The organism is Mycobacterium sp. (assembly GCF_044342925.1).
Lineage (GTDB): Bacteria > Actinomycetota > Actinomycetes > Mycobacteriales > Mycobacteriaceae > Mycobacterium.
The window spans coordinates 1-7,045 of the sequence record NZ_JBIIOV010000166.1 but is presented as its reverse complement, the minus strand read 5'-3'; the positions used below and the strand labels follow the sequence as shown (position 1 = coordinate 7,045).

Genomic DNA, 7,045 nt, shown 5'->3' with positions numbered 1-7,045 from the left:
ACGAAACCCCGGACGACGGGGCTGCTGATGAGCACATATTTGATGTTCAGCGCCCGCACCACCTCGGCAATCCGCGGATCGTGGTCGGCGTCGTCGGCATAGGCCCAGAACAGGAATCGGTTGCGGCCCGGCCCCTGCTGAACCGGGTAGTCGTAGTGCGTCCACAGCGGGTGCAGGCCGGCCACGGCGTACATCCAGGCGCTGCCGTCGACGTTGGCGTTGCCGATCAGGGTGTCCCGCGCGCCCGGCAGCGCAGCCAGAATCCACCGGACGGTGTTGGCATGCCAGACCGCGTCCCAGTTGCTCGGGATCGACTGCCAGTTCGGCATGCCGCGCCAGGCCGCGTAGCCGATGGCGGCGGCCCCGAACACCACGCCCGCGGCCGCCGTCAGCGCCGGCCCGTCCACTTGACTGGTGGCGGGTGTGCGGGCCGATTCCGCCGGGGTTGCGTGGCGGGCCAGCAAAACGCGGCCGGCGGCCAGCAGTGCCGCCGTGACCGCCAGGGCGCCGACTGCGGAGATCGCATTCCACCGGATGCCCAGTGCGTCGAGCGGGACGATGGTCAACCCGACGACGCCGTAGGTCAGCGCCGGCCCGACCGCCAGCGCCGGCAGCCAGCGCAATCCGCCGGCCCGGCCGACCACGGCGCCCGGGAGTATCAGCAACACGGCTGCGGCCAGGACGCCGAGGCCGAAGTTCACTGGCCTAGTATGGTGTGCGGTCCCGGGCCGGTCGGGTCGGTTGCCCGGCTTCGGCGGGGCCGACGCAGTTCGGGGAACCTTCGAAGGTGGTGCGATGGCATACGACGTCGCACGCGTGCGCGGGCTGCATCCGGCGCTCGGGGACGGCTGGATGCGCTTCGACGCCCAGGCCGGGATGGCGGTTCCGGAGTCCGTAGCTACCACCGTTTCAACGGCGTTCCGCAGCGCTGCGGCTAACACCGCGAGTCCCCATCCGGCGGCCCAGCGCAGCGCGGCACTGCTCGACGCCGCCCGCCAGGCGGTGGCCGATCTGCTCAACGCGGACCCGGCGGGCGTGGTTCTGGGATCCGACCGGGCGGTCTTGCTGGCCTCGCTGGCCGACGCGTCCTCCACCCGGGCCGGGTTGGGCAGCGAAATGGTGGTCAGCCGGCTCGACGACGAGGCCAACATCGCCCCGTGGTTGCGTGCGGCCGACCGCTTCGGCGCCAAGGTGAAGTGGGCCGAGGTCGACATCGAGACCGGTGAGCTGCCGGTGTGGCAGTGGGACGACCTGCTGAGCGCCGATACCCGGCTGGTGGCGATCCCGTCGGCGTCGTCGGCGCTGGGCACCGTCATCGACGTCGCCGCGGTGAGCAAGCTGGTGCACAACAACGGCGGCCTAGTGGTGGTCGACCATTCGGCGGCGGCGCCGTACCGGCTGCTCGACATCGCCGAGGTCGAGGCCGACGTGGTGGCGATCAACGCCGCAGCCTGGGGCGGCCCCCCGATCGGCGCGCTGGTGTTCCGCAACCCTGGGCTGACCGACACGCTGGGGTCGGTGTCGACCGACCCGAACGCCACCGGCGCGGCCCGCCTGGAACTCGGCATGCATCAGTACGGACTGCTGGCCGGTGTGGTGTCCAGTGTGGAATACCTGGCCGGCCTGGACGAGGACGCCCGGGGGAGCAGGCGCGAAAGGCTTGCGCAGTCAATGCAATCCGCGCACACCTATCTCGATGGGCTGTTCGACTACCTGCTCAGCTCGCTGAGCTCTTTGCCGCTGGTCACGGTGATCGGCGAACCGCCGGTGCGTATCCCGCTGATCAGCATTGCGGTGACCGGCGTCCCGGCCGAGCGGGTGGTGCAGCGACTCGCCGACAACGGCGTCCTGGCCATCGGTAACCCGAACTCCCGGGTTCTGGAACTACTCGGCGTGGAGGAGATCGGCGGCGCGGTGACCCTGGGCCTGGCGCACTACTCCACGATGGCCGAGGTGGACCACCTGGTCCGTACGCTGGCGTCGCTGGGCTAGAGAGTCAGCAGCACTTTCCCGGCGACCTCGCCGGCGGCCAGCGCACGATGCGCCTCCGCGGCCCGGTCCATGGGGAAGCGGGCACCGATGACCGGCCGCACCGTCCCTGCCGCGATCATCGGCCACACGAAAGTCCTTACTGCCTCCACGATTTCGGCTTTGCCGTGCGGGCCGTCCACCGGCCGGCCGCGCAGGGCGGTGCCCAGCACCGTCAGTCGGTTGCCGATCAGCGTGCCGATGTTGAGCTCTGCTTTGACCCCGCCCTGCATCCCGATGATCACCAGTCGCCCGTCGAGGGCCAGGGCGGACAGATTGCGGTCCAGGTAGGACGCACCCATAAGGTCCAGGATCACGTCGGCGCCGCGGCCGCCGGTGACCGCCCGAATCCGCTCAACGAAATCCTCGTCGCGGTAGCAGATCGCGACGTCGGCACCCAGTTCGGTGCAGAACCGCAGTTTGGCCGGTGATCCGGCCGTCACCGCGACGCGGGCCCCCACTGCTGTGCCGACCTGGATGGCGTGGGAGCCGATGCCGCTGGCCCCGCCGTGCACCAGCAGCGTCTCGCCCGGGCGCAGACCGGCGGCCATCACCAGGTTCGACCACACCGTGCAGGCGGTTTCCGGTAGGCCGGCGGAATCGGTAACCCCGACCCCGTCGGGAACCGGCAGTACCTGCGCCGCCGGAACCGCTACGTATTCGGCGTAACCACCGCCTGCCAGCAGCGCGCAAACATTTTGGCCGACAGACCAATTCGTCACACCATCGCCGAGCTGCCTGATCACCCCGGCGACTTCGAGGCCCAGGATGTCGCTCGCTCCCGGCGGGGGCGGATATCTCCCGGCGGCCTGCAACAGGTCGGCCCGGTTCACCCCGGCGGCACGAACCTGGACCAGAACCTCCCCCTGGCCGGCCGACACGTCCGCGACCTCCCGCCACGCGAGGTTGCCGGATTCGGAGACGACGGCGCGCATGGTGCCGACGTTACTAGCGCGCGAAACCACCGGACTAAATCGACTGATCGCCTAACATTGCCAGCATGGGCGGGAGTTCACTGGAGACTGCTGTTAGTCGAATGCCGGGTCTGGACCCCGCCGAGGCTTGCGCGTGGGAGAGCTTTATCGATGCGACGCTGCGGGTCTACGGCTCGCTGAATCGGACTTTGTCCGAGCAGCACCGGCTGACTTTGCTCGATGTGCGGCTGCTGGAGATTCTGTGCAATTCGGCGACCGGCTCGGCGCGGATGGGGGACCTCGCCGAGCAACTGGTGTCGTTGCCCAGCCGGGTGACGCGGCAGATCCGCCGCCTGGAAGAAGCCGGCCTGGTGCATCGCGAGGCCAGCCCGGAAGACGGGCGTGGCGTGCTCGCGACCATCACCGATCGCGGCCGGGATGCCTTCTCCGAGGCCATCGTGACCTACGCCGAAGCGGTGCGGCAGCGGTTCGTGGCGCCGATGACCCGGGCGCAGGTGTCGGCTGTGGGCGAGAACTGCCGCCGCATCAGCACGGGCTTGAGGAGCAACGGAAACGGCAAGGCCGCTCGGGCCTGACCGTCTCCTCCGCTCGCCGGGGTGCCTGATGCGCCGCCCGCTACGCTTGTCGGCGGTATCGGATGCGCCGCCCGCTACGCTTGTCGGCGGTATCGGATGCGCCGCCCGCTACGCTTGTCGGCGGTATCGGATGCGCCGCCCGCTACGCTTGTCGGCGGTGGCGTGGCAGAGCGGCCTAATGCACTCGCCTTGAAAGCGAGAGACGGCTAACACCGTCCGGGGGTTCAAATCCCTCCGCCACCGCAGCTTCGCAGCGATCGCGGACCGAGCTATCTGCCTGACGACGTGGCCTGCGGCCCGGCCAAGATCCAAAAACTGAGCGACTTCCTCCCTATTTGCTGAGCTAACATCCCCACGGATGGTAAAAACTCGCTGAGAACGCGGACAGTCCGCGGATGATCAACTCAGGAGGGGCAGTGTCGGTCTCTAGGTGGTTTACGGCGGAAAACACTGATCGCGTCGCGGCGACGCCGGCGGTGCGTTCGGCGAAGCATGTGGGTCGGGTTGGCGCTTTGGCGGTGGCTTTGGGCGTCGGTTCGGCCGTGTTCGCGATGCCGTGGGCTCACGCTGACCGGGCTGGCTCGGACAGTGCAGGTGGGTCGACTTCCTCGGATGCGGGAGCATCGTCCGAGCGGGCTACGGCCCGCCCGGCACAAGGGAACCGGCGCGGAGCGAACGTCGACCGGTCCCAGGCCGGCTCGGACAATGACACCCCGGACGCCGCAGCGTCATCGGCGGGCAACGAGTCGCCGGCCGCGTCCGATGACGAGACCGGGCCCGATATCGAAGCACCCGTCCAGAACAAGCCTGCGCCGGCTGCCGCAGTGCCGGCGCCGCGGGCTTCGGCGGCCTCAGCGGTGGGTGGTGCCGCGGTACCCGTCACGATCGCCTCACCGTCGGCGAATGCGATTGCAGTCCCGTCGCTCGACTCGATGCTCAAGGCGGCCGCTCCCGGACTCTTCGGTGACGGCACTGCTGAGAACCCCGACGCGGGCCTGCTCGGTGGTAACGGTTTCTCGTGGGATGCCACGACATGCACCAGCGGGGCGGCATGCCGGGGCGGGCAGGCCGGTCTGCTGTTCGGCAACGGCGGCAATGGCTGGAACGGCGGGTTCGGCGGTTCCGCCTTCCTGATCGGTGACGGAGGCACTGGCGGCGCGGGTCTTGCGGGCCTCAACAGCGGTGCCGGCGGCAACGGCGGTCTGGGCGGTGTGCTGTTCGGCAACGGCGGCAACGGCGGTGCCGGCGCGACGGCTGCCTCCGGCGGTAACGGCGGTGCCGGCGGTGCCGCCGGCTTGTTCGTGCTGGTCGGACGCGGCGGTAACGGCGGTGCCGGCGGCGTTGCGACTGGCGCCGGTGGGGTCGGCGGTCGCGGTGGTGACGGCGGTGGTGGCGCGGGCTTGGCCCTGACGCGATCGGCCGGAGACGGCGGTGCTGGTGGTGCGGCGACTGGAATCGGCGGAATCGGCGGTGCCGGTGGCAACGGCGGGCGGGCCGCGATCTTCGCGCTGCTCATCCCGGGCGGACGCGGTGGTGACGGCGGCGCCGGCGGCGCCGGCGTTGCCACGGGCGGCGACGGCGGCACCGGCGGTGGTGGCGGCGGAACGAACGGCTTCGGCGGCACCGGCGGCGCAGGCGGCGCGGTCACCAACACAGACGGTGACGGCGTTGCCGGCGCCGGTGGTACCGGTGGCGACTCTGGACCGCTGTCCTTCGGCGGCGGTGGCGGCGCCGGCGGCGCTGGTGGCGCCGGCGCCCTGGCGAGCGGCCTCGGTGGTCGCGGTGGTGACGGTGGGGCCGTGGTTGGGCTCTCGCCGATCGGCAATGGCGGCGCGGGCGGTCTCGGCGGCGCCGGCGGAACCGGCGGCGGTGCCGGTGGCAATGGCGGCAGTGCCGGGATCTTGTTCGGCAACGGCGGCGACGGTGGTAACGGTGGGGCGGCGCTGCTCAGCGGCACCGGCGGAGCCGGCGGCGACGGCGGCGCAGCGGCTCTGATCGGCAACGCCGGGATGCCGGGCACCGACGGGGCCACCCCGTAGGAATCAGTTCATCAAGCCGCGGCGAGGCTGAGGGCGTACCCCGCCCCAGCCTCGCCGTGGCTTATCCGGAGTGCTTAATCCCCGGTGAAGTTCGGCGGCCGCTTCTCGAACATCGCGGTGATGGCTTCCTTGAGGTCGTGCGACGGCAGAAACGCCGCGTTCCAGGCCGCCACGTAGCGCAGGCTGGCCGCCACCTCGTCAGTGCGCTGTTCATCGAGTACGTCCTTGATGCCGCGGACCGTCAACGGTGAGTTCGCGGCGATCTCGGCGGCGGTCGTATGCGCGGCGGCCAGTGCTGCGTCGGCGTCCGGTAATACCTCGTTGACAAGGCCGATCTTCTCGGCGCGTGCGGCGTCGATGTCCTTGCCGGTCAAGGCGAGTTCGCGCAGATGGCCGTCGGACAGGATGTAGGGCAGCCGGGCCAGGCTGCCGACATCGGCGACGATGGCCAGTTTCACCTCGCGGACCGAGAACTTGGCGTCGGCGCTGGCGTAGCGGATGTCCACCGCGCTAATCAGATCCACCCCGCCGCCGATGCACCATCCGTGGATGGCTGCGATGGTGGGTGTTCGGCAGTCGGCGACGGCGGTGATGGAATCCTGCAGACGCTTGACCTCGGTGTGGAACTTCGCCCGGGGGCGCGCCGAGCCGTCGGAATCGCCGCCCACGGACGGCAGCATGCCGCCCATGGCCAACAGGTCCAGCCCGAAGCAGAAGTTCTTGCCCGAGCCGTTCAGGACGATCGCCCGCACCTCAGGGTCGGCGTCGAGCTCGCCGAACGCCACCGGCAGTTCTTTCCAGAACGCCGGGCCCATCGCGTTGCCCTTGCCCGGACCGAGCAGGGTGACCTGGGCGACGCTGTCCTTGACCTCGACGGCCAGAGATTCGTAGGTGCTCATGGCCACCAAATTACGGCGGACCGGACTCAGATGTACATCGCGGGGTCGATGTAGCAGGTCGCGTCGACCAGCGGTTCGCGCTGCTTCTCGCTGCGCGGCCGGATCACCGCGGGAATTCCAGTGGCGATCGATTCAGCCGGAACATCATGGGTGACAACGGCATTCGCACCGACCGCGCTGCCGTCGCCGATGCGGACCGGCCCCAGGACCTTGGCGCCCGCGCCGACGGTGACCCGGTCGCCCAGGGAGGGATGGCGCTTGCCGTGCTCCAGGGAACGCCCACCCAGGGTGACCCCGTGATAGAGCATCACGTCGTCGCCGATCTCGGTGGTCTCCCCGATCACCACACCCATACCGTGGTCGATGAAGAAGCGCCGCCCGATCGTCGCCCCGGGGTGGATCTCGATGCCGGTGAGGAACCGGGTGAACTGGCTGAGCCCACGGGCCACTCCGCGCAGCGCCGGCACCGCCCACAGCCGGTGGGCCAACCGGTGCGACCAGATCGCGTGCAACCCCGAGTAGACCAGGGCGTTCTCCACGTCCCCGCGGGCGGCGGGGTCGTGGAGGCG

At 70.2% G+C, this 7,045-nt stretch carries 6 protein-coding genes, 1 tRNA gene and 2 pseudogenes; 4 read left to right on the top strand and 5 right to left on the bottom strand.

The window, feature by feature from the left end:
* Both ADBZ6I_RS14715 and ADBZ6I_RS14710 read right to left on the bottom strand, forming a co-directional pair.
* Window positions 1-260 (bottom strand): annotated as a pseudogene (locus ADBZ6I_RS14715) (DUF6541 family protein); the annotation flags it as partial.
* A gap of 57 nt (window positions 261-317) precedes the next feature.
* Window positions 318-644: pseudogene (locus ADBZ6I_RS14710) on the bottom strand (DUF6541 family protein); the annotation flags it as partial.
* 151 nt (window positions 645-795) lie between these two features.
* On the opposite strand from ADBZ6I_RS14710, the gene ADBZ6I_RS14705 reads away from it, so the two are divergent.
* Window positions 796-1,992, top strand: coding sequence for a cysteine desulfurase-like protein (locus ADBZ6I_RS14705; RefSeq protein ID WP_526385089.1), 1,197 nt, complete (start codon window positions 796-798; stop codon window positions 1,990-1,992).
* On the opposite strand, the gene ADBZ6I_RS14700 is transcribed toward ADBZ6I_RS14705, so the two are convergent.
* Window positions 1,989-2,963, bottom strand: a complete 975-nt coding sequence (locus tag ADBZ6I_RS14700) for an NAD(P)H-quinone oxidoreductase (RefSeq protein ID WP_526385087.1) — start codon at window positions 2,961-2,963, stop codon at window positions 1,989-1,991. The genes ADBZ6I_RS14705 and ADBZ6I_RS14700 overlap by 4 nt on opposite strands.
* A 101-nt stretch (window positions 2,964-3,064) precedes the next feature.
* Here ADBZ6I_RS14700 and ADBZ6I_RS14695 point away from each other — a divergent pair, with 101 nt between their 5' ends.
* The 3 genes from ADBZ6I_RS14695 (at window position 3,065) to ADBZ6I_RS14685 (ending at window position 5,577) form a co-directional block, all read left to right on the top strand.
* Window positions 3,065-3,538: a MarR family winged helix-turn-helix transcriptional regulator gene (locus tag ADBZ6I_RS14695; protein ID WP_526385085.1), complete on the top strand. Its 474-nt coding sequence runs from the start codon at window positions 3,065-3,067 to the stop codon at window positions 3,536-3,538.
* 156 nt (window positions 3,539-3,694) lie between these two features.
* A tRNA-Ser gene (locus ADBZ6I_RS14690) sits at window positions 3,695-3,781 on the top strand.
* Between the two features lie 275 nt (window positions 3,782-4,056).
* Complete coding sequence (locus ADBZ6I_RS14685) at window positions 4,057-5,577, top strand: hypothetical protein (RefSeq protein ID WP_526385091.1); 1,521 nt, start codon at window positions 4,057-4,059, stop codon at window positions 5,575-5,577.
* A 74-nt stretch (window positions 5,578-5,651) separates the two neighbouring features.
* Here the strand turns inward: ADBZ6I_RS14685 and ADBZ6I_RS14680 are convergent, their stop codons facing one another.
* Together ADBZ6I_RS14680 and epsC are read right to left on the bottom strand one after the other, a co-directional pair.
* Complete coding sequence (locus ADBZ6I_RS14680; protein ID WP_526385083.1) at window positions 5,652-6,476, bottom strand: crotonase/enoyl-CoA hydratase family protein; 825 nt, start codon at window positions 6,474-6,476, stop codon at window positions 5,652-5,654.
* A 26-nt stretch (window positions 6,477-6,502) separates the two neighbouring features.
* On the bottom strand, window positions 6,503-7,045 hold a 543-nt coding region (gene epsC / locus ADBZ6I_RS14675), incomplete at its 5' end, for a serine O-acetyltransferase EpsC (protein WP_526385081.1).